At 70.1% G+C, this 23,846-nt stretch carries 22 protein-coding genes, 1 tRNA gene and 1 pseudogene; 7 read left to right on the top strand and 17 right to left on the bottom strand.

What is annotated here, in order from left to right:
- Positions 1–11: 11 nt before the first annotated feature.
- Positions 12–632: a YdbL family protein gene (locus ACK4SG_RS04895; RefSeq protein WP_409600281.1), complete on the bottom strand. Its 621-nt coding sequence runs from the start codon at positions 630–632 to the stop codon at positions 12–14.
- A 36-nt stretch (positions 633–668) separates the two neighbouring features.
- Positions 669–2,696, bottom strand: coding sequence for a hypothetical protein (locus ACK4SG_RS04890; protein ID WP_409600279.1), 2,028 nt, complete (start codon positions 2,694–2,696; stop codon positions 669–671).
- A 33-nt stretch (positions 2,697–2,729) separates the two neighbouring features.
- Between ACK4SG_RS04890 and ACK4SG_RS04885 the strand changes: the two genes are divergently transcribed.
- Positions 2,730–3,464: a response regulator gene (locus ACK4SG_RS04885; RefSeq protein ID WP_409600277.1), complete on the top strand. Its 735-nt coding sequence runs from the start codon at positions 2,730–2,732 to the stop codon at positions 3,462–3,464.
- Positions 3,465–3,513: 49 nt separating this feature from the next.
- Here the strand turns inward: ACK4SG_RS04885 and pgi are convergent, their stop codons facing one another.
- From pgi to pcnB, 6 genes and pseudogenes are all read right to left on the bottom strand, one after another.
- Positions 3,514–5,022 carry a glucose-6-phosphate isomerase gene (gene pgi / locus ACK4SG_RS04880; protein WP_409600275.1) on the bottom strand — a complete coding sequence of 503 codons (1,509 nt, stop codon included), beginning with the start codon at positions 5,020–5,022 and terminating at the stop codon, positions 3,514–3,516.
- A 5-nt stretch (positions 5,023–5,027) separates the two neighbouring features.
- Positions 5,028–5,408: an aspartate 1-decarboxylase gene (gene panD / locus ACK4SG_RS04875; protein ID WP_114960220.1), complete on the bottom strand. Its 381-nt coding sequence runs from the start codon at positions 5,406–5,408 to the stop codon at positions 5,028–5,030.
- An 89-nt stretch (positions 5,409–5,497) separates the two neighbouring features.
- Positions 5,498–6,352, bottom strand: coding sequence for a pantoate--beta-alanine ligase (gene panC / locus ACK4SG_RS04870; RefSeq protein WP_409600272.1), 855 nt, complete (start codon positions 6,350–6,352; stop codon positions 5,498–5,500).
- Between the two features lie 205 nt (positions 6,353–6,557).
- On the bottom strand, positions 6,558–7,373 hold the full coding sequence (gene panB, locus ACK4SG_RS04865) for a 3-methyl-2-oxobutanoate hydroxymethyltransferase (protein WP_409600270.1): 816 nt from the start codon (positions 7,371–7,373) through the stop codon (positions 6,558–6,560).
- 63 nt (positions 7,374–7,436) lie between these two features.
- The gene (gene folK, locus ACK4SG_RS04860; protein ID WP_409600268.1) at positions 7,437–7,931 is read right to left on the bottom strand and encodes a 2-amino-4-hydroxy-6-hydroxymethyldihydropteridine diphosphokinase; all 495 of its coding nucleotides are present in this window, start codon (positions 7,929–7,931) and stop codon (positions 7,437–7,439) included.
- A gap of 20 nt (positions 7,932–7,951) precedes the next feature.
- Positions 7,952–9,244: pseudogene (pcnB, locus tag ACK4SG_RS04855) on the bottom strand (polynucleotide adenylyltransferase PcnB); the annotation flags it as partial.
- Positions 9,245–9,406: 162 nt separating this feature from the next.
- Here pcnB and ACK4SG_RS04850 point away from each other — a divergent pair.
- Positions 9,407–9,482, top strand: a tRNA-Glu gene (locus ACK4SG_RS04850).
- Between the two features lie 59 nt (positions 9,483–9,541).
- Here the strand turns inward: ACK4SG_RS04850 and ACK4SG_RS04845 are convergent.
- The 8 genes from ACK4SG_RS04845 to ACK4SG_RS04810 form a co-directional block, all read right to left on the bottom strand.
- A complete protein-coding gene (locus tag ACK4SG_RS04845; protein WP_409600266.1) occupies positions 9,542–13,975 on the bottom strand; it encodes a DEAD/DEAH box helicase in 4,434 nt (1,477 codons plus the stop codon).
- A 135-nt stretch (positions 13,976–14,110) separates the two neighbouring features.
- Positions 14,111–14,950 carry an RsiV family protein gene (locus ACK4SG_RS04840; protein ID WP_409600264.1) on the bottom strand — a complete coding sequence of 280 codons (840 nt, stop codon included), beginning with the start codon at positions 14,948–14,950 and terminating at the stop codon, positions 14,111–14,113.
- Positions 14,951–15,107: 157 nt separating this feature from the next.
- Entirely contained in the window at positions 15,108–15,317 is a 210-nt protein-coding gene (locus ACK4SG_RS04835; RefSeq protein ID WP_374248013.1) for a cold-shock protein, read from the bottom strand.
- Positions 15,318–15,540: 223 nt separating this feature from the next.
- Positions 15,541–16,257, bottom strand: coding sequence for a pseudouridine synthase (locus tag ACK4SG_RS04830; RefSeq protein ID WP_409600262.1), 717 nt, complete (start codon positions 16,255–16,257; stop codon positions 15,541–15,543).
- A gap of 30 nt (positions 16,258–16,287) precedes the next feature.
- A complete protein-coding gene (locus tag ACK4SG_RS04825; protein ID WP_409600260.1) occupies positions 16,288–16,560 on the bottom strand; it encodes a GNAT family N-acetyltransferase in 273 nt (90 codons plus the stop codon).
- 25 nt (positions 16,561–16,585) lie between these two features.
- On the bottom strand, positions 16,586–17,185 hold the full coding sequence (locus ACK4SG_RS04820; RefSeq protein ID WP_409600258.1) for a rhomboid family intramembrane serine protease: 600 nt from the start codon (positions 17,183–17,185) through the stop codon (positions 16,586–16,588).
- 3 nt (positions 17,186–17,188) lie between these two features.
- Positions 17,189–18,817 carry an MFS transporter gene (locus ACK4SG_RS04815; RefSeq protein ID WP_409600256.1) on the bottom strand — a complete coding sequence of 543 codons (1,629 nt, stop codon included), beginning with the start codon at positions 18,815–18,817 and terminating at the stop codon, positions 17,189–17,191.
- A gap of 46 nt (positions 18,818–18,863) precedes the next feature.
- Entirely contained in the window at positions 18,864–19,499 is a 636-nt protein-coding gene (locus ACK4SG_RS04810) for a glutathione S-transferase family protein (protein WP_409600254.1), read from the bottom strand.
- A 109-nt stretch (positions 19,500–19,608) separates the two neighbouring features.
- Here ACK4SG_RS04810 and ACK4SG_RS04805 point away from each other — a divergent pair, with 109 nt between their 5' ends.
- The gene (locus tag ACK4SG_RS04805) at positions 19,609–21,378 is read left to right on the top strand and encodes a M14 family metallopeptidase (RefSeq protein WP_409600252.1); all 1,770 of its coding nucleotides are present in this window, start codon (positions 19,609–19,611) and stop codon (positions 21,376–21,378) included.
- Positions 21,379–21,396: 18 nt separating this feature from the next.
- Here ACK4SG_RS04805 and ACK4SG_RS04800 read toward each other — a convergent pair whose 3' ends face one another.
- A complete protein-coding gene (locus ACK4SG_RS04800) occupies positions 21,397–21,993 on the bottom strand; it encodes a YdeI/OmpD-associated family protein (RefSeq protein WP_409600250.1) in 597 nt (198 codons plus the stop codon).
- Between the two features lie 67 nt (positions 21,994–22,060).
- On the opposite strand from ACK4SG_RS04800, the gene ACK4SG_RS04795 reads away from it, so the two are divergent.
- From ACK4SG_RS04795 to ACK4SG_RS04780, 4 genes are read left to right on the top strand one after another with little or no spacing between them, the layout of a single operon-like run.
- Positions 22,061–22,513 (top strand): ribonuclease domain-containing protein, encoded by a 453-nt coding sequence (locus ACK4SG_RS04795; protein WP_409600248.1) that lies wholly within the window; start codon positions 22,061–22,063, stop codon positions 22,511–22,513.
- Complete coding sequence (locus tag ACK4SG_RS04790; protein WP_409600246.1) at positions 22,510–22,953, top strand: barstar family protein; 444 nt, start codon at positions 22,510–22,512, stop codon at positions 22,951–22,953. Before ACK4SG_RS04795 ends, ACK4SG_RS04790 begins: the two co-directional genes overlap by 4 nt.
- 9 nt (positions 22,954–22,962) lie before the next feature.
- Positions 22,963–23,514, top strand: coding sequence for a GNAT family N-acetyltransferase (locus ACK4SG_RS04785; RefSeq protein ID WP_409600244.1), 552 nt, complete (start codon positions 22,963–22,965; stop codon positions 23,512–23,514).
- Positions 23,511–23,840: a non-heme iron oxygenase ferredoxin subunit gene (locus tag ACK4SG_RS04780; RefSeq protein WP_409600242.1), complete on the top strand. Its 330-nt coding sequence runs from the start codon at positions 23,511–23,513 to the stop codon at positions 23,838–23,840. Before ACK4SG_RS04785 ends, ACK4SG_RS04780 begins: the two co-directional genes overlap by 4 nt.
- The last annotated feature ends 6 nt before the right edge of the window (positions 23,841–23,846 follow it).

The following is a 23,846-nucleotide window of genomic DNA, read 5'->3' as shown; positions in this document are numbered from 1 at the left end:
GCATTGCGGGCTTACTTCTGCTTCCAGCCGCCAGCGGATTCGTACCACCAGCCGGGCTTGGCGCTGGCGATCCACTGCTTGGCGAACACGTCGCGGATCTGGTCTTCCCATTCCGGATGGCCATTGGCCACAGCCACTTCCCGATAGACCGCCTTGCGGTCGCGGTTGTCATCGGCCACTGCAGAATTCAGCGCCACGCGGTCCTTCAATTCCACCTTGGAGGGATCGCGCACGGTGATCAGCCCGTCGCGTGTGAAACCCAGCGCGCCGCTGTCGAAACCGGCGCGCAGGATGGTGTTGAAGCGGGCCTCCATGCGCGCCTGGATGGCCTGGATGGCCGGGGTCTTGAGGGTGATATCCGGCGTGGACTGCGCACGCGCGCTGCCGATGCCCACCAGCACCCACGGATCGAAGCCAGACAGATCCCCGCCGATGCCGCGGTCCAGCATCGCCATGCCGCCGCCACCGGCCGGGCTCTCCTTGATTTCGACCTTGTCGGCATCGTTGATGATTTTCTCGACGAATTCCTTGGCCGCCTCCTTGGCCTCGGCCGCCGGGAAGTACACGTTGATCGTCACGCATGCGCTCAGCAGCAGCGCCGCCGCAACCGGCATGCCCATCCAATGTTTCATCGCCTTGCTCCTCGGGTTGTCCAATCCGGTTGCCGTTCAGTCCACCACCGGGGCCACATCGCCCCTGCCGGCCGCCGCCAGGCGTTCCACCAGCGTCGGCCAATCCACCGCGCGGTTGAAACCCACCACGTCCAGGCGCGGGATGCCCTTGCCTTCGACGATAGTAAAGGCGTTTCCCGCTGAACGCAGGCCGGACATCGTGCAGATCTGGTTCTCCAACCGGCAGCCGATCCCGATGCGGCGGTAGCCGAAATCGGAGAACAGACCGATCAGCTTGCCCTGCAGGCTGGTGACGAACGAGGCGTCGCCGACGCTGCTGATGTCCTGCACCGCGCGCTGGCTGATGCGCTGCGGGATACCGCGCTTGCCGTCGCCGTCGGTGACGAACCGCGCGTCGAACATCACCGGCATCCAGTCCACCAGCCGCAAGCCGGTGATGCGACCGTCCAGCCGCCCGGTGATGCTGCCGAAGCCCAGCACTTCGGTGAGGCGCAACAGATCCAGATCGTCCATCGCGACGTCGGCGCTGAGGCTGGGCGCGGTGCCGAACGGACGCTCCAGGGCAAGCGAGGAAAAGGCGACCCGGCCATCGAACAGGCCAAGCGACAGCCCACCGTCGAAATCGATGCGGTCGTTGGCGTAGTGCACGTGCGGCAGGTCGCCATCCAGCCGCCCCTGGAACGGCGGCAGGCCCAGCGCCTGCGAGACTTTGGCGAAGTCGATCCCCGCCAGATGCATGCCGAAGCGGATGTCGGCACCGGCGCCGTCCTGCGGCGGACGGATGATGACATCGCGCAGGCCCAGCCGACCGCCCAGCATGGGCATGTCCACCGCGCCGTCCACCCGCAGCGCACCTGCAGCGCTGGCGAACGGCAGCCGGGCCGCGCCGAAGGCCAGCCCATACAGTTGGCCGCCGTCCCACTGCAGCGCACTGGTCACCGGCGCGCCCGCGGAGTAGCGCAGGTCGCCGCGCAGGCCGTCGAAGACGAAGCGCCCGTCCGGATCGCGCAAATCCACGCCCTGCAGGTGCGTATCGACACCGGCCAGACGGCCACCGGCGACGCGGGCCTCCAGCCTCATCGCGCCGTGCAGGTCCACGTTGCCCAACCCAACCAGCCCCATCCAGCCGGAGAGGTAGCGCGTGCGCAGCGGCGTCATGTCGTCGCTGCGCACGCGCACGTCCAGCGCGTCCAGATCGCCGGCCTCGGAGAGCGCGGCGGTGCCCTCGGCGGCCAGCACGTCGCCATCACGCCATGCCAGCCGCGGCAGCGACCAGCCCGCGCCCGCGGACTGACGGGCCTCGATCTCCAGCCCCACCGGCGTCGCCGGCAGCGCCACGTAGGTGTTGCCGGCCAGGAACTCGCCGCCCAGCAGCGCGCCCGCCACGCTGGCGCGGGTGGCTGCGGAAGTGCTGCGGTAGTCCACCTGCAGGTCGGCGCGCAGCCCCTCGCCGACGATGCTGGCATCGGCGTTCTCGAACCCCGCGCCGCGCAGGTGCAGCGGGCCCTCCACCCGCAGCGGGCCGCGCGCCGGCGTTGCCAGCTGCAGCCGCCCGTCCAGCGTGCCGGCCTTCAATCGTCCGGCCGGCCACGCCTGCGCCAGCAGCGCCTGCGCCCAGGCCAGGGGCACGGCGCGCAGGTCGAACGTGGTCAGGTCGGGGACGGCCGCGGTGCGCACCAGCGCCAGCCGTGCGCCCCCCTGCGACAGCGTTGCCCGGGTGGTCGCAGGTTCAAGTGCCACCGCCAGCCGCAGCGGCCGGGTGTCGCCGGCCAGCAGCACGCCCTCGCAGCGCCAGCCGCCGGCCAGCGTGCGCGCCAGCGGGCAGCGCCAGTGCAGGTCGCGCCCGCGGTAGCCCAGGTCGGGCGCGTCCAACCGCCCGACCCACAACTGCAACTCGCCGCGTGCCGCGCCCTGCGGCCAGTCCAGCCGCAGGCGCACCTGCGTCAGGGTGCCGACCGGCGTGGTGACCCGCTCCGCCCGCAGCTGCGCCACCCGCGCCGAAGCCCACGCAGGCGCCAGCAGCGCGCCGAGGCACAGGCAAAGCAGTAGGATCGGACGCGACATCCGCGCAGCATACAAAGGCCGGGAGACCCCGCGATGAATCCTTCCCCTGCCCCGCCGCCCACGGCGCCGCGCCTGCTGCTGGTCGAGGACGATCCGGTCAGCGCCGCGTTCCTGGCCACCGCCGCGGCAGCGCTGCCCGCGGAGGTGATACAGGCAGCCAGTCGGGCCGAGGCCGAAGCAGCCTGCAGCACCGGCACGTTCGACCTGTTCCTGTTCGATGCCAACCTGCCGGACGGCCGCGGCGAGGACCTGCTGCGCGCCCTGCGCGAGGCCGGTATCGCCACCGTGGCGCTGGCGCACACGGCCGACCTGGACCCCGGCCAGCACGCGCGGCTGCGCGCCGCCGGCTTCGCCGAGGTGCTGCACAAGCCGCTGTCCGTAACGACACTGCAGGCCGCGCTGCGACGCGCCCTGCCCGCACATATCGCCGCGCCACCCTGCTGGAACGATGCTGCCGCACTGTCCGCGCTGGGCGGGCAACCCGCACACGTGCAGGCCCTGCGCGCGATGTTCCTGGCCGAACTGCCGGGCCAGCGCCTGCGCATCGCGGAAGGCATCACCACCGGCGACCTGGCGGCAGTGCGCGGCGAACTGCACCGGCTGGTCGCCAGCTGCGGTTTCGTCGGGGCGGCGCAGCTGGGTGACGCCGTGCGCGGGCTGCAGGCCGATCCGATGGATCGCGAGGCGCTGGCGGCGCTGGCGGGCGCCATCGATGCGTTGCTCGCGTCCGGGCCTGCGGCACCGGCGCAAGCACCTGCCGCCGGCTAGGGAAGGCCATCCGGGGCCGACGGGAATCTCCGCGTGTTTCGGAGATGCCCTAGGTCGCGCTGCCGCGCAGTTCCGCCAGCAGCGCGCGGGTCACCGGATCGTCGGCCTCGCGCTCGCCGCGCAGCGCCGGCAGCAGCCGGTCGGCCAGCTGCTTGCCCAGCTCGACACCGAACTGGTCGAACGCATTGATGCCCCACAGCACCGACTGCAGGTAGACGCTGTGCTCGTACAGGGCGATCAGCATGCCCAGCGCCTGCGGGGTCAGCGCGTCCAGCAGCAGCAGCGTGCTGGGACGGTTGCCCGGGTAGCGCCGGTGCGGGTCGTCGCTGTCGCGTCCGTTGGCCAGCGCCTCGGTCTGCGCCAGCAGGTTGGCGAGCAGCGCGGCGTGATTGGCCGCATACGGATGGTCGGCCCGCACCACGCCGATGAAGTCGGCCGGCACCACCTGGGTGCCCTGGTGCAGGGCCTGGAAGAAGCTGTGCTGGGTGTCGGTGCCGGCGCCGCCCCACCACACCGGGACGGTGTGCAGGTCGATGTCGCTGCCGTCCAGCCGCACCGACTTGCCCAGGCTCTCCATCACCAGCTGCTGCAGGTAGCTGGGCAGCAGCCGCAGGCGGTCGTCGTAGGGCAGCACGGCCTGAGTGGCGGCGTGCAGGGCGTTGCGGTTCCACACCGCGGTCAGCGCGTGCCAGACGGGCAGGTTGGCGCGCAGCGGCGCGTGCAGGGCATGGGCATCCAGCGCCGCAGCCCCCTCCAGCAGGGCCTCGAAGCCGTCCATGCCCAGCGCCAGCGCGATCGGGAAGCCGACCGCCGACCAAAGCGAATAGCGCCCCCCCACCCAGTCCCACATCGGCAGGGTGCGCTCCGGCGGGATGCCGAACCCGGCCACGCGCTCGGCGTTGGTGCTGACGGCGTAGAGGCGCGTGTCGTCCCCCAGCCAGTCGCGGACGATGGCGCCGTTGAGCAGCGTTTCCTGCGTTCCGAACGTCTTCGAGATCATCACCGCGGCGGTGCGCCGCGGATCCAGCGTTGCCAGCACGCGGCGGGCCGCGTTGCCATCCATGTTGGAGAGGAAATGCACGCGGAAGCGGGCGTCCGGTCGCGCCAGCGCATCGACGATCAGGCGCGGCCCCAGGTCGGAGCCACCGATGCCGATGCTGATAACGTCGGTGACCGGGCTTGCAGCCAGCGACTCGACCAGCTCGCGCATGCGCAGCTGCGCGGACAGCGCCTGCGCACGTGCTGCCAACGCGAAGGCGGAGCCGGCAGCAGTCCCGCGCAGCGCGCCATGCAGGGCCGCACGGCCCTCGGTAGGGTTGACCTGCTCGCCTTCCAGCAGCCGCCGCATCGCATCGGCCAGGTCGGCCCGTTCTGCGATCGAAAACAGGGCATCCAGCGCGGCACGGTCATAGCGCTGCCGGGCGAAGTTGGCATAGATCGGTCCGCAGCGCAGCGCGAAATCGCTGGCACGGGCGGGATCGGCGGCGATGAGTGCCGGCAGCGGTGTGCCGGCCAGCCGCTCGGCATGCGCCTGCAAACCGTCCAGCAGCTCCCCCATGCCGGTCAGGCCGCCTGCTTCGGCATCGAGTGGTTGGTGTGGGTCAGGCGGTTCTCGCGGTCCACGTACACGCACACCGGCTTGTGCGCGGCCGCCTCGGCCTCATCGCACTGCACGTAGGCACAGATGATGACCAGATTGCCGACCTGCGACTTGTGCGCGGCCGCGCCGTTCACCGAGATCACGCCGCTGCCCTCCTCGCCGCGGATGGCGTAGGTGGAATAGCGCTCGCCGCTGGTGACGTCGTAGATGTCGATGCGCTCGTATTCGCGGATGCCGGCGATGTCGAGCAGGCGGCCATCGATGGCACAGGAGCCTTCATAGTGCAGCTCGGCGTGGGTCACGGTAGCGCGGTGGATCTTGCCCTTGAGCAGGGTGAGTTGCATGGTCGTCGACTCCGGTGGAACGGCTCCGCGCAGGCGGAACGCGCAGTATACCCGTCCATGGCGCAGCGCAACAAAACGCAGGGCAGGTCTTATGCGGGCAGGTCGAACTCGACGTTGTCGATCAGCCGGGTTCGCCCCAACCGGGCCGCGATCAGTGCGACCCTCGCCCCGCCCTCGCCGTCCGCCGGCTCGCTGAAATCAGGGCGACGCACCACGGCATAGTCGGGCACGAAACCGGCGCTGCGCAGGGCCGCATCGGCTTCCGCCTCCACCCGGGCGCGCGGCACCCCGGCCTGCATCGATGCATGCATCGCCAGCAAGGTGCGGTGAATGGCCGGCGCGACGGCGCGCTCGTCCGGCGACAGGTACTGGTTGCGGGAACTCATCGCCAAGCCATCGTCCTCGCGCACGATCTCACCGGCCAGGATCTCCACCGGCATCTGCAGGTCGGCTACCAGCTGGCGGATCACCGCGAGCTGCTGGAAGTCCTTGCGGCCGAACGCGGCCACGTCGGGCTGGACCTGGTTGAACAGGCGCGTCACCACCGTGCACACGCCATCGAAGTGACCGGGACGGCAGGCACCTTCCAGCACGCCGCTGACGCCAGGGACGTGGATCTTCGCCGCCAGCTCCACGCCGAAGGGATACATCGCCTCCACCTCGGGCAGCCACAGCGCGTCGCAGCCGGCGGCGGCCAGCCCGCGGGTGTCGGCCTCGGGCGTGCGCGGGTAGCGGGTGAAGTCTTCGTTCGGGCCGAACTGGGTGGGGTTCACGAATACGCTGGAGACCACCCGGTCGGCATGCTGCCGCGCCAGCGTCACCAGCGAGTAGTGCCCCGCATGCAGGTTGCCCATGGTCGGCACGAAGCCGACGCGCAGCCCCTCGCGCTTCCAGGCCGAGATGGTGGCGCGCAGCTGCTCGAGTCGGGTCAGGGTCTGGATCACGGAGTGCACTCTGGAAGCGAAGGGGTCGGCCGCGACGCGCGGCAACGGGTTAGGCAGGGTCTGAACAACACCATCCTGGCGTTGCCATTACACGCCGAGCCCGGCACATCTCCGGACCCGGCTCACACGCAGCCATCGCCTGCGCGATCGATGCGTGCCTGACCATCCGTGGCCGACGGGAATCTCCGGATTGTTCGGAAATTCCCTAGCGGTAGGCGTGCGATTCGTCAGGGAAGCGACCTTCGCGCACCGCCTCGGCATAGGCCCGCACCGCGCCCGCGATGGAACCGCCCTCGGCAAGGAAATCCTTCACGAACTTCGGCTTGCGGTGGCCAGTATCGATGCCCAGCAGGTCGTGCAGCACCAGCACCTGGCCGTCGCAGCCGGCGCCGGCGCCGATGCCGATGGTCGGGATCGGGCTGGCCGCGGTGATTTCGGTCGCCAACCCCGCCGGCACGCCCTCCAGCACCAGCAGCGCCGCGCCCGCCTCGGCCACCGCCAGCGCATCCTCGCGCAGGCGCTCGGCGGCGGCCTGTTCACGGCCCTGCACCTTGAAACCGCCCATCTTCAGCACCGACTGCGGCGTGAGGCCCAGGTGCGCGCACACCGGGATTTCGCGCTCGACCAGAAAGCGGATGGTCGCCAGCTTGTGGCCTGCGCCCTCCAGCTTGACCATCGACGCGCCCGCCTGGATGAAGCGCACCGCCGCCGCGTGCGCCTGTTCCGGCGTGGCATCCGCGCCGAACGGGAAGTCGGCGATCTTCAGTGCGCATCTGGCGCCACGGGCGACCGCGGCGGTGTGGTAGACGATGTCGTCCACGGTCACCGGCAGCGTGGAGCCGTGACCCTGCACCACCATACCCAGCGAATCACCGATCAGGATCAGGTCGATGCCGACGTCGTCCAGCACGCGCGCGAAACTGGCGTCATAGCAGGTCAGCATCACCAGCCGGCGGCCGGCCTCGCGCGCCTGCGCCAGCTGCGGGACGCTCCAGGACTTGGTTTCGGCATGGACGCTCATTGCGGCTCCCGGCAGGACAGGCCTGCATTATCGCGCAGAACGCCGGTGCGCCCGCGACGCTGCTCAGGTGGCATCGATGGCCACCACGCCGCCGGCATCGACGCCCGCCAGCGCGTCAGCCACGCAACCGTGGCCGGGGAACGGCTCGGCCGCGGCGATCTCCGCCAACGGTACCAGCGCGAAGGCGCGCGCGTGCAGGTGCGGATGCGGCACGCGCAGGCCCGGCAGGTCGATGATCCGGTCACCGTAGAGCAGCAGGTCCAGGTCCAGCGTGCGCGGGCCCCAGCGGAGTCCATCGCGGACGCGGCCGGCGCGACGCTCGATGTCCAGCAGCTCGGCCAGCAGTGCCTGCGGGCCCAGCGCGGTTTCCAGCAGCGCAGCGGCGTTCACGTAATCGGGCTGGTCGGTGCGTCCCCACGCCGGCGTGCGGTACAGGCGGGAGGCGGCCAGCAGGCGCGTAGCCGGCAGCCGGGCCAACGCATCAAACGCATGGCGCAGGGCCGCCGCGGGCTCACCGAGATTGGCGCCCAGCCCGATGCAGGCGTGGACCGGATGCATGTCCGTCCCGGCCGTGGCGCTCACGAGCGGCGGCGGCGACGACGACGGCGCGGCGACGGCGCATCGCCCTCGCCGTCCGCAGCCTCCACCGCGTCCCCCGCTTCGGCCACGGCCAACGCCGCGGACGGTTCCTGCTGGGCCTCGCGCCAGAACGCGACGTCCTCGGCATGGGAATCGGACGCGGCCAAGCGCAGCTCGAGGAAATCGAACGCCGCACGGAAGCGCGGATGCGCCAGCAGGCGGAACACGCGCTTGCGCTGGCGCTGCGAGAAGCGCGGCTGCAGCAGCCAGATCTCCTGCATGGGCAGCGAGAACCGGCGCGGCAGGGCCACCCGCTCGATCTGGTGCAGCGTCACCCGGTCGGCAGCGCGACGCTGGGCTTCCGCCGGATGCACGCCCTGCGCCTGCAGCTGCGCCAGGGTGCGGCAGTAGGCCGGCCACAGCAGTACGGCATACAGGAAGGCCGGCGACACCGGCTCGTCGTTGGCCACGCGTTTGTCGGTGTTGCGCAGGCCCTGCAGCAGCATCCGCCGCAGCGCGCCGGAGCTGTTGGACGCCAGCGCCTTGGCGGTTTCCGGCAGCAGCACCGGCAGCAGCCCATGCGCCTCCAGATGCTCGAAACTGGCCACCGCGTGGCCGGCCAGGAACAGTTTCAGGGTTTCCTCGAACAGCCGCGCCGGTGCGGCATCCGCCAGCAGCGGTGCAAGGCGCGCGATCGGCTCGGCGGTGGCCGGCTCGATGGTGAAACCCAGCTTGGCCGCCAGCCGGGCCGCGCGCAGCATGCGCACGGGGTCTTCGCGGTAGCGGGCCTCCGGCTCGCCGATCAGCCGCAGCAGCCGCGCTTCCACATCCGCATAGCCGCCAACGTAGTCGCGCACCGAGAAATCCTCGATCGCGTAGTACAGCGCGTTGGCAGTGAAATCGCGACGCACCGCGTCCTCTTCGATGGTGCCGTAGATGTTGTCGCGCAGCAGCCGACCGCCGTCATCGGTCTGGCGGTCGCCATCGTCGTCCCCGCCATTGGCGCGGAAGGTAGCCACCTCGATGATCTCGCGGCCATAGACCACGTGGGCCAGGCGGAAGCGGCGACCGATCAACCGGCAGTTGCGGAACAGCGCTTTGACCTGTTCCGGGGTGGCATCGGTGGCGACGTCGAAATCCTTGGGGTGGCCGCCGATCAGCAGGTCACGCACCGCGCCGCCCACGAGGTAAGCCCCATATCCTGCCTCGCGCAGGCGGTACAGGACGCGCAGCGCATTGGGGCTCATCTGCTTGCGGGAGACGCCGTGGACGTCGCGCGGGATCACGCGCAGTTCGTGGATGGGGGAGTCGGTCGGGCGTTCGGAGTCGGTCATGCGCTGCGGTTGGCGGCGGAAAGGAAAGCGTTGCCATTGGCGGACGCAGCCTTTTATACTAGCAAGCTCGGCGCGCCCAACGGCAGTGCCGGACCGGTCGTCCAACCGGCTGCTCCATCAGCTCCCTTCGTCTAGAGGCCTAGGACGTGGCCCTCTCAAGGCTAAAACACGGGTTCGAATCCCGTAGGGAGCGCCATCTTCCGGAAACGCCTGCATCGCCTGATGCGGGCGTTTTTCTTTTCCGACGCTCGCGCCTCAGCGATGCAGGCCCAGCGGGTCCGCCATCGGCCGTCCACCGGGCTGCGACCGGTGGCCTGCGGCGCCGGGGTCGCGCAGCAGCGCCACCTTCGCCGCATGCGCCTCGCCCGGCGCCAGCGCCGGCAGCGGATGGAACTCACCGCCAACAAGAGCTGCCACCGGCAGTCCGTCCCGGAGCAGCAGCCGGGCCCCGGGCTGACGCGGGACCCGCTCCCCCGGCAGCAGGCTGCCCACGAGGTTCAGCGGGTCGCTGGCCGACACCGCGACCAGCGCCCCGTCGTACGGACGCTTGCGGATCGCGCGCAGCGCGGCCACCGCTTCCGGCAGCGCGAACTGCGGCCCCACCACGCCGGACAGGAAGCGCCCGCCACGGATCTCGCCGCGGGCTTCCAGCCGCTGGTATTCGCGCAGCAACACCCGCCAGGGCGGCAGCCACGCGGCCTCCCGCTCCAGCAGGCGCCAGCAGACCACGCCGTACCGGCGCAGCAGGACCCGCGCCACATGCTCCAGCGCGGCGGGATCGTCAGGGGTGCCGGCTCCCTCTTCGTCCATCTGTCGATGCACCAGGCTCCAGCGCCCGGCATCCGCGATGCCGGTCAACGACGCGCGACGTCCGTGGCGCGCGTACCCGGCGGGCCGCTTGCCCGCGGGCAGCAGCAGCGCGCGCAGTCCGGAGAAGCTGTCGCAGCTGGCGCGCCCGCGCGCGACCAGTTCGGCCAGCGCGTCCTCCAGCTCCGTCTCCAGCAGGCGTGCCGCCTCCACCAGTTCATCGAAGAACAGCGCGCCGCGTGTGCGCAGGCAGTCCTCCACCTTGCGGGCCCGCGACGACAGCGCGGCATCGCCCTCTCCCGACGCGGCACCCGCCACGCGCGCCCAGTGGCCAAGAGCACGACGCGGCACCAGTACGATCGGCGCTGCTCGCACCAGCGTCCCCCCACCCTCCCCGCCGGGGCGCAACCGGGTCCAGGCGATGCGCCCGGCCGCGCACAGCTCGTCCAGCCAGGTGATGGCATAGTCGCCAAGGCGCGCGGGCAGCAGTTCGCTTTCCCACGCACCAGCCGCCGCCTCGAACCCTTCCAGCTGCGCCAGCACGCCGACCAGCGCCTCCGGCCCCTGCATCCGGGCACGCGGCGAAACATGCTGCCAGTCGCACAGGAAGCGTACGTAGTCGCGCACCTCCACCGGCTCGATCTCGCGCCGCAACCGTCCCAGCGTGTTGCGGTGGATGCGGGCCAGCAGCAGGCGTTCGCACCACTCCTCGCCGTCGGCCTCGGGATGGAAGCGGCCGCGCATCGCGTAGCCCTCGTGTTCCAGTGCGGCCAGCGCGAGATCAACAACATCGCGTGGGACCGCCAGTGCGGCCGCCAGGACATCAGGCCGGGTCACGCCGGAGGCAGACAGGCGGCTGCGCACCAGTTCGCGCAGCGCATCCTCACGCGACCAGTCCACCGCATGGCGCGCCGGCACTGCCACCTTCGGCAGGTTGGCCGCGGCGGGATGCAGGGCGCGTAGCTGCGGCAGGCGCTCGGCCGCCACCCAGAGGGCACCGGCGTCCAGCACCAGGCGCGTCGCCCGGCCGGCCTCCGCCAGTGCAGCCAACAGGGCCTGCCAACCGTGGGCGGATGCCTCGTCGTCGCGGACAGCTCCCAGCGTCATCAGCGCCTCGTGCAGCTCGTCGGCGTTGCCGGCCAGAGGCCAGGCGTCTTCGCCCGCGGCGGCAATGGCGTCGGGATCCAGCCGGCCCAAGTCACCAGCCGCCCGCACCTCACCCAGCCCACGCGCCTGCACCGCGCGCGTGCGGCGCTCTTCCAGCGGGGCGTCGTCAAGGAAGGCATACGGACGGGCGGCCAGCACTTCCGCAGTGAACGGCGACGGCCCGGTCAGGTCGCGCGCGGTCACCTGCACTTCGCCGGCTTCCAGCGCGCGCAACAGTCCCAGCCAGCCGTCCAGGTCCATGGCGTCGTGCAGGCAGTCCCACAGCGTCTGTGCCACCAGCGGATGGTCAGGCACCTCGCGCTCGCCGACGATGTTCTCCAGGCACGCCACCTGGTCGGGAAACACCGTGGCCATCAGGTCCTCGGCCTTCATCCGCTGCAGCTGCGGCGGCACCTTGCGCCCGCCGCTGAAACGCGGCAGCGCCAGCGCGGTGGTCGCATTCCAGCGGAAGCGCGCGGGGAACAGCGGCGCGTCCAGCAGTGCCTGCACCAGCACGTCCCGTGCGGTCGCAGAATGCAGGTAGCCCATCACGTCGATCAGCGGGAAGCTGTGGCTGGTGGACAGCGACAGGATGATGGCGTCCTCGGTCGCCGCCGCCTGCAGCTCGAAATTGAACTGGCGGCAGAAGCGCTTGCGCAGCGCCAGCCCCCAGGCCTTGTTGATGCGGCTGCCGTAGGGGGAATGGATCACCAGCTGGGTGCCGCCGGATTCATCGAAGAACCGTTCCAGCGCGATGTGTCGCTGGGTCGGCAGCAGGCCGAAACCGGCCAGCTGCGCGCCGGCATAGTCGGCCAGCTGCGTGGCCGCCAGTGCGTCCAGCCCCAGGGTTTCGCGCAACCACGCCGCCGTGCCGGCTTCGCCGCCCGCCTGCAGTTGCGCCTGCAACGTTTCGCGCAGCCGCGACACGCTGGCCGAGAGTTCGTCGGTGCGGCCCGGCGCTTCACCCAGCCAGAACGGGATGGTGGGCGGCGCGCCTGCGGCGTCCTCTACCCGCAGAAGCCCGCTTTCCACCCGCAAAACACGGTAGCTGGCGTTGCCAAGCTGGAATACGTCGCCCGCGCTGCTCTCGATGGCGAAGTCCTCGTTGACCGTGCCGATCACGATCGCCTGCGGCTCCAGCAGCACCGCATAGTCGCCCACGTCGGGAATGGTGCCGCCGGATTGCATGGCGACCAGCCGTGCGCCCTTGCGCGCGCGCAGCGTGCCGTTCACCGCGTCGCGATGCAGGTAGCGGGCGCGCTGGCCATAGCGGGTCGAAAAGCCTTCCGCCAGCATGGCCAGCAGTCCATCGAACGCCTCGCGCGACAGCCCCGCGTAGGGCCAGGCCCGCCGTACCAGTCCATACAGCGCGTCCTCATGCCACTCGCGCGCCGCCACCTCGGCCACGATGTGCTGGGCCAGCACGTCCACCGGGGCCGGCGGCATCCGCAGCGCATCCAGTTCCCCCCGCCGCACCGCATCCAGCAGTGCGGCGCATTCCAGCAGCTCATCGCGGCTGGTCGGGAACAAGCGCCCTTTCGGCACGCCGCCCACGTGGTGGCCCGCGCGCCCAACCCGCTGCAGGAAGGCGGCGATGCTGCGCGGCGAACCGATCTGGCAAACCAGGTCGACGTCGCCGATGTCGATGCCCAGTTCCAGCGAGGCGGTGGCCACCAGCACCTTCAGGGCGCCGCGCTTGAGCCGCTGTTCCGCCTCCAGCCGCAGTTCCTTGGCCAGCGAGCCGTGGTGGGCCGCCACGTGGTCCTTGCCCAGCAGCTCGCCCAGATGGCGCGCGGCCCGTTCGGCCATCCGTCGCGTGTTGACGAACACCAGCGTGGTGGCGTGCTGCTCGGCCAGCGCCGCGATACGCGCGTAGACGAGGTCCCACTGGGCGTTCGACATCACCGCGTCCAGCGGCACCGGCGGCAGCTCCAGCGCCAGGTCGCGCGGACGGTCGTGGCCGATATCGATGATCGCGCAGGGAGGAACGGGGTCAGGTTCACTTCCCGAGGGGTCTACCGTGAAGGGCATGGCCAGATCGTCGGAAAGTGGACCTGACTCCCTCTCTCCTACCCCGCTGAGGAACTTCGCGACTGCCGCAATCGGCTTCTGGGTGGCGGACAGGCCGATGCGGGTCGCACGCCGCCCCACCAAGGCATCCAGGCGCTCCAGCGACAGCGCCAGATGGCTGCCGCGCTTGCTCTGCACCAGCGCGTGGATCTCGTCCACGATCACCGTGCGCACCGCCTCCAGCATCGCCCGGCCCGAGGCGGAGCCCAGCAGCACGTACAGCGACTCCGGCGTGGTAGCGAGGATGTGCGGCGGATGCTTGCGGTGCTGCGCGCGCTCGGCCTGCGGCGTGTCCCCGGTGCGCACCGCGGTGCGGATCGGCACGTCCGGCAGGCCCATGCCCTCCAGCGCCGCCCGGATGCCGGCCAGCGGAGCATCCAGGTTGAGGTGGATGTCGTTGGACAGCGCCTTCAGCGGCGATACGTACAGCACCAGCGTGGCATCGGGCAGACCCTGCGCCAGCCCCTCACGCACCAGGCCGTCGATGGCGGTGAGAAACGCCGTCAGCGTCTTGCCCGAGCCGGTGGGCGCCGCAACCAGTACGTCGCGGCCGGCGGCGATTGCCGGCCACGCCGCCCGCTGGGCCTCGGTGGGCGCGGAGAACGCCCGCGCGAACCAGCCGGCGACGGCGGGGTGGAATGCATCAAGCGCAGGGTGCGCGGCCATGGCCGGATTATCCGCCCCGGGCACGGGCCCGGCATGAACGGCCGTCGGCAGGACAAGGCGCAGCTGGGCGTGCATGCCGGCAGGCTGCCGCCCGGGCGTCGCAAGGACTGCGACGCTCGCGGCCCGGCGCCCCCCTCAGCCGGCGCGGAACAGCGGCTTGTAGGCCGGCGCCACCAGCGGCACCAGTACGCGTGCCGGCACGTCCACGGTGCGCGTGCCTTCCACGTAGGGCGCGACCTGATAGGGCGGGAACACGAAACGCAGCGCGCGGATACTGCCGTCGGCATTCATCACCGGCTCGAAGCGGGCGAATTTGGCCGGGGACGGCGCGGTCCCGTCGGCGATCATGCGGCTGCGGAGTTCCAGTTGGCTGGCACGCACCTCGCCCTCCAGCCCATCGTCGTCCAGCTGCTGGGACAACGCCGTCATCAGCTGCTCGCGCACGTAGGCCGACACGGGCTGCCAGTTGGCGGCGTCGGGGATCAGTTGCTCGGCAGCCAGCATCTGCTGCATCTGCGGCAGCCACACGAAGCGCTCCACCAGCGGCAACCCGTGGGCGCCACCGGTATAACTGCTGCCATCCGCGGCAACGGCCACCACGCGCGGCGTTTCCGCCACCATGCTGAACTGCAGGCTGAGATCATAAGGCGCGGGCGGGCGTGTGCCGCCCAGGCCGCCCACGGCCCGCATCAGCTCGCCTCGCGCGGCCTCGGCATAGGCCTGCAGTGCCCGCGCCAGCGGCGGGTAGGCGGCTGCATGTTCGGGATAACTGATTCCCACGATATAGCGCGGCGTGGTTTCGATGACGTCGTTCAAGGCCACAGGCCCCGCGTCGCCGGGGGCAGTGGCGGCAGGCGCCACCGGAGGGGGCGCGGCCGGTGCCGGGGTGGTGCCGTCGCGGTTGCAGGCAGCCAGCAGCAGCGATGCCAACAGGATGACCAGGGGGGAACGGGCGGATCGGGGGAAATCGCGCATCGGGAGTGGCTTTGAAGTCGGTCGGCCACGGCGGGCCGTGCCGCCATTTTCGCATGACCGGGGGCAGCAGCACCTGTGCACTACCGGGATTGCACGTCCCCAAACGACAAAGCCCGGCCGAAGCCGGGCTTTGAAGTGCGCGGTACGCGCGGGCGAATTACATCGGCTGCACTTCGTCGGCCTGCAGGCCCTTCTGGCCCTGCACGACCTTGAAGGAGACCTTCTGGCCTTCCTGCAGCGACTTGAAGCCGGTGCCCTGGATCGAGCGGAAGTGGACGAAAACGTCCGGGCCGCTTTCCGGGGTGATGAAGCCGAAGCCCTTGGCATCGTTGAACCACTTGACGGTACCGGTCTGACGATCCGACATGTTTGCTACTCCTGAATAACAGTTGGTCATGTAAACACGGCTGGGGTGTCCGGCCGCGACTGTCGAGCAAGGGGTAACGCACACGATGAGTGGATCACGACGGATCTACCGCATCGGGTCACGATGTACCGTGATCCCGCTTGAAACAGTGGGCAAACCTTAACCTGTTTTTGACGGCAATTGTGCATTCGGGCCAAGATTTTTTTCGGCCGGTCGTTTTGGCCTACCAGTCGGCATGGTCGGGCAGCAGGCCGCGCAGCTCGGCGTCGGTCAGGTTGCGCCACTGGCCGGGCTTCAGGTGGCCCAGCTTGACGTTGCCGATCCGGACCCGGTGCAGCTGCTTGACCCGGTAGCCAAAATGGGCCGCCATCAGCCGGATCTGCCGGTTCAGGCCCTGCACCAGCACGATCCGGAACCCGAACCGGCCCAGCTTACCGGTCTTGCAGGGCAGCGTGGGCTGGCCGTGCACCGGCACCCCGCCCTTGGCCATGCCGCGCAGGAATTCATCGGTGACCGCATTGTTCACGGCCACCAGGTACTCCTTCTCCAGCTTGTTCTCGGCGCGCAGGATGCGGTTGACGATGTCGCCGTTGCTGGTCAGCAGGATCAGCCCCTCGGAATCCTTGTCCAGGCGCCCGATCGGGAAGATGCGCTGCTCGTGGCCGACGAATTCGACGATGTTGCCCTTGACCGTCTCGTCGGTGGTGCAGGTGATGCCCACCGGCTTGTTCAGCGCGATGTAGACGTGGCGGCGCTTGCCCTTGGCCGCGGTGCGGGGGGCCAGCACGTTGCCGTCGATGCGGACCTCGTCGCCCTCGCCCACCTCGGCGCCCACGCGGGCGCGGAGGCCGTTCACGGTGACGCGGCCCTCGGCGATCAGGCGGTCGGCCTCGCGGCGTGAGCAGTGGCCGGTATCGGCGATGTGTCGGTTAAGGCGCATGGGGCGGCGATTGTACGCGCCCGTGCCGGTTCAGGCGCGGAGCGCGTCGAATTCGGGGTGGCGGCGCATCCAGACGTCGGCGTAGGAGCACTGCGGATCGACCGCTTGGCCGTGGTCGCGGGCATATTCCAGCGCGGCCTGGACCAGCGCCGCGGCGATGCCGCGCCCCCCGATCTCCGGCGGCACGATGGTGTGGGTGATGGCGATGCGGCCCTCGCCCGCCTCGTATTCGAGATAGGCCCGGTGGCCGTCCACCTCGGTGGTGAAACGGTGGGCGGCGCTGTCATGGTGTATGTCGGCCATAGGGGAGTCTCCTGGTGAAGTCTGTTCAACCGAACAGGGCGCTGGCGAAGTGGCCGACCACCGCTGGCTGCAGCAGCACGACGAACAGCACGCCGTAGGCCGCGCCCCACAGGTGGGCGCTGTGATTGACGCTGCTGCCGCCGCGCCGGTCCATCCAGAGGCTGTACCCCACATAGAGCAGCGCGAACAGGAAGGCGGGGATGGGCAGCGGGATCGGGAAGATGATCAGCTTCGACCACGGATCAAACAGGATGAAGGCGAACAGCACCGCGGAAACGCCCCCCGAGGCGCCCAGACTGCGGTAGTTCGGGTCGCGCTGGTGGGCCAGGTAGGTGGGCAGGATCGAGACCACGATGGCCGAGAGATAGAACAGCAGGTAGCCGACCGGGGTGATCCACGGCGACAGCACCCGCTCCACCTGCATGCCGAACGACCACAGCGTGATCATGTTGAACAGCAGGTGGGTCCAGTCCGCGTGGATGAAGCCGTAGCCCAGCAGGCGGTCGTACTGGCGGTGGCGGGTCAGTGCCGGTGGCCACAGGATCAGCCGGCCCAGCAGGCGCGGATCGTTGAAGGCGCGCCAGCTGACCAGCACGGTGACGGCAATGATGGCAAGGGTGAACATCGGTCAGGCGGCCCGGTAGTGATCCTGCATCGGATAGGTGCGGGCGTAGGCCGCGAAGGCCAGCGCCGCGACGAAGGCGAACATTGCAAAGAAGAACATCAGGAACGCGTTCTCGCTCCAGCCGGCAGCGGCGATGCGGGCGGTCACCGCGTCGTTGCGGACCGCCACGTTGGTCAGCAGCACCCACAGGCTGCCGAAGGTGCTGGCCAGGTACCAGAACGCCATGATCACGCCCTTCATCGCCACCGTGGCCTGGCTGTAGGCGAACTCCAGCGCAGTGGCGGAGACCAGTACCTCGCCGAAGGTCAGCAGCAGGTACGGCCAGGCCTGCAGCGCCAGCGAGGTCTGCGCGCCGCTGTCGATCTGCAGCTGGATCAGCCCGGCGATGACCCAGGCGATGCCGGCGAACGCGATGCCCCAGCCCATGCGGCGCAGCGGGGTCGGCTCGTACCCCAGCCGGCGCAGCGCCGGGTACAGCACGAGGTTGTTGAACGGAATCAGCAGCATGATGAGCAGCGGGTTCAGCGCCTGCATCTGGCCGGCTTCCTTCACCAGCCAGCTGGGCCACCACCAGGCCTCGTGCGGCACCGCCATCGCCTTGCCCTGGATCACCCAGGTACTGGCCTTCTGGTCGAACAGCGACCAGAACGGCGTGGTCAGGGCGAACACTATCAGGATACGCAGCACCGCGCGCACGCCGTCCACGGCCGCGTCGGGATGCCGGCCGCGCGCCCGTTCCAGCTGCATCGACACGCCCAGGCCACCGAAGGCGATCAGCGCCCCCAGCGCCAGGCAGGCGGTGATGACGAAGTGGAAATCCGCCGGCCAGAACGGCAGCGCGACGCCGAACACAGCCTGCAGCAACCAGCACCCCAGCATGGCTACGGCCAGCAGCGCGCCAAACGCCACCAACAGCAGACCCGGCCTGCCCTGCCCCGCCACCCGTGCGGTCAGCGCGGTGCGGGCGACGTTGAAGAAGGAATCCGGGTCTTCGCCGCGGGTGGGCGGCACCCGCACGTACTGCCTGCGGCCCAGCCAGAAAATGAAGGTGGCCAGGAACATCAGCACGCCCGGGATGCCGAACGCCACCGCCGGCCCGAAGTTGCGCAGGAACAGCGGCATCAGCAGCGAGGCGAAGAAGCTGCCGAAGTTGATCGTCCAGTAGAAGCCGTCGAACACCAGCTTCGCCAGGTGCTTGTTCGCGGTGGTGAACTGGTCGCCGCAGAAACTGACCACCAGCGGCTTGATCCCGCCGCTGCCCAGCGCGATGAGGAACAGGCCGGTGTAGAAGCCGGTGCGGCTGTCTTCGAACAACGCCAGGCACGCGTGACCGGCGCAGTAGACCAGCGAGAACCACAGCACGGTGTTGTACTTGCCGAAGAACCGGTCCGACAGCCAGCCGCCCAACAGCGGAAAGAAGTACACGCCAATCACGAAGCTGTGGAACACGTCCTTGGCGACGCCCTGCCGCTCCGCTTCCGGCACGTAGGCCAGGATCACGCTGCTGATCAGGAACTGCACCAGGATGTTGCGCATCCCGTAGAAGCTGAAGCGCTCGCAGGCCTCGTTGCCGATGATGTAGGGGATCTGCCGGGGCAGGCGGGCGTTCGGGTCGGCGGCGGTTCGGGTCATGCGTCGGCCTGATGGTGGGACCGGGCAAGCCTAACCGATGACGCGCTCACGCCCACTCGGTCAGCCCTTCCCGCTCGTACAGCACCGCGAACGACGGCCGCGCCTTCAGCCGCGCAGCCAGCGCCGCCAGGTGCGGCCAGTCGGTCGCCGGCCGCGGCATGTTGCGCGACCAGCGCATCAGCATCACGAGGTAGAAATCCGCCACGCTGGGCGCCTCCCCCAGCAGGCACGGCCCGTGGGCGGCCAGGTGGTCGTCGATGCGCTGCCACTCCGCCTCGATGCGGGTGGCGCAGTGCGCCTTCACCGCCTCCACCTGCGCCTCGCCCGCCGGCTCGTGTGGATACCACCATTGCCGGAACAGCGACTGCACCATATTGGCGAGGTTGAACATCCACTGCAGGTAGTCCGCACGGCGCGGATCGCCCGGTGCAGGCGACAGGCCCGCCTGCGGGTGGCGCTCCGCCAGCAGCATGGCCAGCGCCGCCGCCTCATACTGGGGCTTGCCGTCCAGCACCAGCGTTGGCACCACGCCGTTCGGATTCATCGCCAGATAGGCCGCCGACTTCTGCGCGCGCTGGCTGAAATCGACGCGCTCCAGCAAGTGCGGGACGTCCAGCTCGATCAGCAGCCAGTGCACGAGGAAGCTGGCGGCACCCGGGGCGAAATAGAGCGTGGTGGTCATGGCGACGGTCCTTGGCGTGGAAAGATGGCGATCTTCGCACGTGGGACGACCGGCACGGGGCCGCGCGGTTGCCGTCGGCTACCATTCCACGGTCACTCCGGAGATCCGCATGCGCCGCCACCTGCTCGCCCTCGCCCTGCTGGCTATCGCCGCGCCCGCCAGCACGGCCACCAAGCCCGACCTGACCACCGTCGCCGAGCGCAGCGGCTACCGCCAGACCGGCCGTTATGAGGAAGTCATCGCCCTGTGCGATGCCTACCAGCAGGCGTATCCGCAGGCGGTGCGCTGCTTCGACTTCGGCACCACCCCGCAGGGCCGGCCGATGAAGGCAATGGCGGTCTCCACCCGCGGCGCGTTGACGCCGGAGGCCGCGCACGCGCAGGGCCTGCCCGTGGTGCTGGTTCAGGGCGGCATCCACGCCGGCGAGATCGACGGCAAGGATGCCGGCTTCGGCCTGCTGCGCGACCTGCTGCGCGGCAAGGCGGGCCAGGGCCTGCTGGACAAGGCGGTGCTGCTGTTCGTGCCGGTGTTCAACGTGGACGGGCACGAGAACTTCCGCGCATGGAACCGCCCCAACCAGCGCGGCCCGGAGGAAATGGGCTTCCGCGTCACCGCGCAGCGCTACAACCTCAACCGCGACTACGTGAAGGCCGACGCGCCGGAAATGCGCGCCATGCTGGCGCTGGTCAACGCCTGGGACCCGCTGGCCATGCTGGACCTGCACGTGACCGACGGCGCCAAGTTCCGCCACGACATCTCGATCACCGGCGAGCCGGTCAATTCCGGCGACGAAGGCCTGCGTGAGGCCGGCCGCGCCTTGAAGGACGGCATCCTCGCGCGCCTGAAAGCGCAAGGGTCGTTGCCGGTTGGCTTCTACCCGAGCTTCGTCGAAGACGACAACCCCGCCTCCGGCTTCGCCGAAGGCGTCAGCACGCCGCGTTTCTCCCACGGCTACTACCCGCTGCGCAACCGCCTTGCCATCCTCGTCGAGACGCATTCCTGGAAGCCCTATCCCGAACGCGTGCGCGCCACCTACAACACCGTGCTGGACGCGCTGTCGCTGGTGGCGGAACACGGCGCCGCGTGGCAGGCGCTGGCACAGGCCGCCGATGCCCGCGCCATGGCGCTGGGCGGCAAGCCGGTGCCGCTGGACTACACGGTCACCGACGCCAAGCGCTTCGTGGAATTCCTCGGCTACGCCTACACCCGCACGCCGTCGGAGATTTCCGGCGGCCTGATGACGCGCTACGACGAACGCACGCCGCAGCTGTGGATGCTGCCGCTGCGCGACACCGTGGCGCCCAGCCTGGTGGTCACCGCGCCGAAGGCGGGCTACCTGGTGCCGCCCGAACAGGCCGCGCGGGTCGGCGCCCAGCTGCAGGCCCACGGCATCGCGTTCCGCACGCTGGACGCGGCGCTTCCCGCCGCCGCGGTGCAGGTCTTCGATGCCGACAACGTCAAGTTCGCGCCGACGCCGGTGGAGGGCCACCAGCGCGCCACGGTGGCCGGCCAGTGGACGTCCGCCACCGTCGACGTGCCCGCGGGGGCACTGTTCGTGCCGATCGCGCAGCCCAAGGCGCGCCTGCTGATGACGATCCTGGAGCCGCAGGCGTCCGATTCGATGGCGGCCTGGGGCATGTTCAACAATGCCTTCGAGCGCAAGGAATACATGGAAGACTACGTGGCCGAGGAGCAGGCGCGGCTGATGCTGGCCCGCGATCCGGCCTTGAAGGCGGCATTCGAGCAGAAACTGAAGGACGACCCCGGTTTCGCCAAGAACCCGCGCGCGCGCCTGGACTTCTTCTACCGCCGCCACCCGGCCTGGGATGCCGGCTACAACCGCTATCCGGTGCTGCGCACCGACATCGCCCCCGGCTGATCACCGCGAACGGGGGCGTCAGCAGTTCTCGTACTTCCAGTTGCGGCGCTTGCCTTCGGCCATCCACGCGACAGCCTGGGCCAGACGCCTGGCGCGTGTGTCCGCGCGCTTGGCCTCGATGATCCACGCGACGTACTCACGCCTGCAGCTGGGCGGGAATGCGTCGAATGTCGCCTTCGCCCTCGCGTTCCTGTCCAGGGCAGCGGCGAGATCCTCGGGCGTGGGCGGCGGCGGCTTCGGCGCGGCCTTGCGCGCCAGCGACGTCACGCCCTTCTCGTTGCGCTGCATCGCCTTGTGGAGATGCGCCAGCAGCGTCTTCCGCGGCGGCAGATCGTCCAGCGAAGCCAGCTTGCCACAGCTGCCCATGCTGGTCTGCGGCTGTGCATCGCCCACCACCAGCGCATGCTTCCAGAAGCCGAACGAGGCATGTTGCTTGAACGCCGCCATGCCGCACAGGATCCCGCCGGCATGGACGAAGGTCGGCCTCCCCCATTTGATCGTCTCCTCGACGTCCGGGCAGCCCTCATGCACCAGCGCACGGATGTGGGCAAGGATGGGCCGGGCAAAAGGCGCGGCGCGTTCGATATAGGCGTCGATGCGGGGGTCGCGGGCCATGGCGGTTGCCTGCGCAGGAGGACCGCGCCATTCTGCCCGCATATCCCGCCATCGCCACGCCCCGTCCATGCGCACGCGCTCCCCGCTCCTGTGGCTGGCCCTTGTGTTCCTGCTCGTCGCCGGTGCGCGCCAGTGGCTGCCGGGCACGACGGACGCGCCCGCGCAGAGCACCCCGCGATCCCCCGCCATCCTGGGTGCGGGGGAATCCACAGCGCCCACCCACACCGCGCCCGCCCTGCCCGCCTTCCTGCCGCCGGAGGCGCGAACCACCGTCGCCCGGATCCGGCGCGGCGGCCCCTTCCCCTATCGCCAGGACGGGCAGGTCTTCGGCAACCGCGAAGCCCTGCTACCGCGCCAGCCGCGCGGCTGGTACCGCGAATACACGGTGGACACGCCGGGCGCGCGCGACCGTGGCGCGCGCCGGATCGTCACCGGCGGGACGCCCCCGCGCGAGTGGTACTACAGCGACGATCACTACCGCAGCTTCCGTGCGTTCACCTTGCCCGAGGCCCCGCTATGAGCGCTCCCGGCATTGCGCTACTGGACCCGCAGCAGGCGGGCGTCTTCTTCGTCCTCGACGAGGACCTCGCGCCGCTGGAGGCTGCGGCCCGGGCTACGGGCCTTGCCGTGCGCCGGATCGACCTACGCGCCTGCCGCGACAAGGCGACCCTGCTGGATCGGTTTGCCGATGCGCTCGGCACGCCCGACGGCCAAGGCCGCAACTGGGATGCGCTGAGCGACCAACTGCGCGATCTCGGCTGGATGCCGGCGCCAGGCTACGTGCTGCTGCTGCCCGCGGCCGCGGACCTGCGCGACGCGGACGAAGCCGGGTTCGACACCCTGCTGGACATCCTCGACGAGGCAGCGGTGGACTGGCAGGCCCGCGACGTACCGTTCTGGGCCTTCCTCGCCCTGCCGGACGCGGACTTCCCGGAGCAAGCCGACGCGGCCGCACGCTAGCATAGCGGGATGCACAACCCGCTCCCCGACGCGTTCCGCGACGCCACCCCCGACGACATCCCCGCCCTGGTTGCACTGGTCACCGCCGCCTACCGCGGCGAAACCAGTCGCGCGGGCTGGACCACCGAAGCCGACCTGCTGGACGGCAACCGCATCGATCCCGAGGTACTGCGCGCGGACCTGCTGCGTCCGCGCAGCCGGGTGGTCGTGGCGGAGAATGACGCAGGCCTGCTGGCCTGCGCCCACGTTGCCGAGGAAGACGGCGCCGGCTATTTCGGCATGTTCGCGGTGCGCCCCGACCTGCAGGGCAGCGGCCTTGGCAAGCGCGTGCTGGCGGCCTGCGAGCGCATCGCCCGCGAAGAGTGGCGGCTGCCGGTGATGCGCATGACCGTCATCGACGTGCGCGACGAACTGATCGCCTTCTACGAGCGCCGCGGCTACCGCCGCACCGGCGTGTTCAAACCCTTCCCTTACGGCGATACGCGCTTCGGCCTGCCCAAGCGGCAGGACCTGCGGTTCGAAGTGCTGGAGAAGCCGCTGCCCCCGGAGCCCACCGCATGAGCGAAACCTGGACCTTCGTCTGCAGCACGGCCGAGCTGCTGCCCGGCGAAATGAAAGTGGCCTTTGACGCGGTCACCGGCACGCCCATCGCGGTGTTCAACCTCGACGGCGATCTGTACGCGCTGGAAGACCGCTGCTCCCACGAGGACTTCGAACTGTCCGCCGGCCATTTCGACGCCGCCAACGGCGACGTGGAGTGCGTGCTCCACGGGGCACGCTTCGACGTGCGCGACGGCCGCGCCCTGTGTGCGCCCGCGTATGAGCCGGTGGCCAAGTTCCCGGTGAAGGTGGACAAGGGCGGCGTGTTCGTCCGCGACGACCGCTGAGCCACC

The organism is Thermomonas sp. (genome assembly GCF_046293095.1).
Classification (GTDB): Bacteria; Pseudomonadota; Gammaproteobacteria; order Xanthomonadales; family Xanthomonadaceae; genus Thermomonas.
This window is presented reverse-complemented; position numbering and strand designations above follow the sequence as displayed.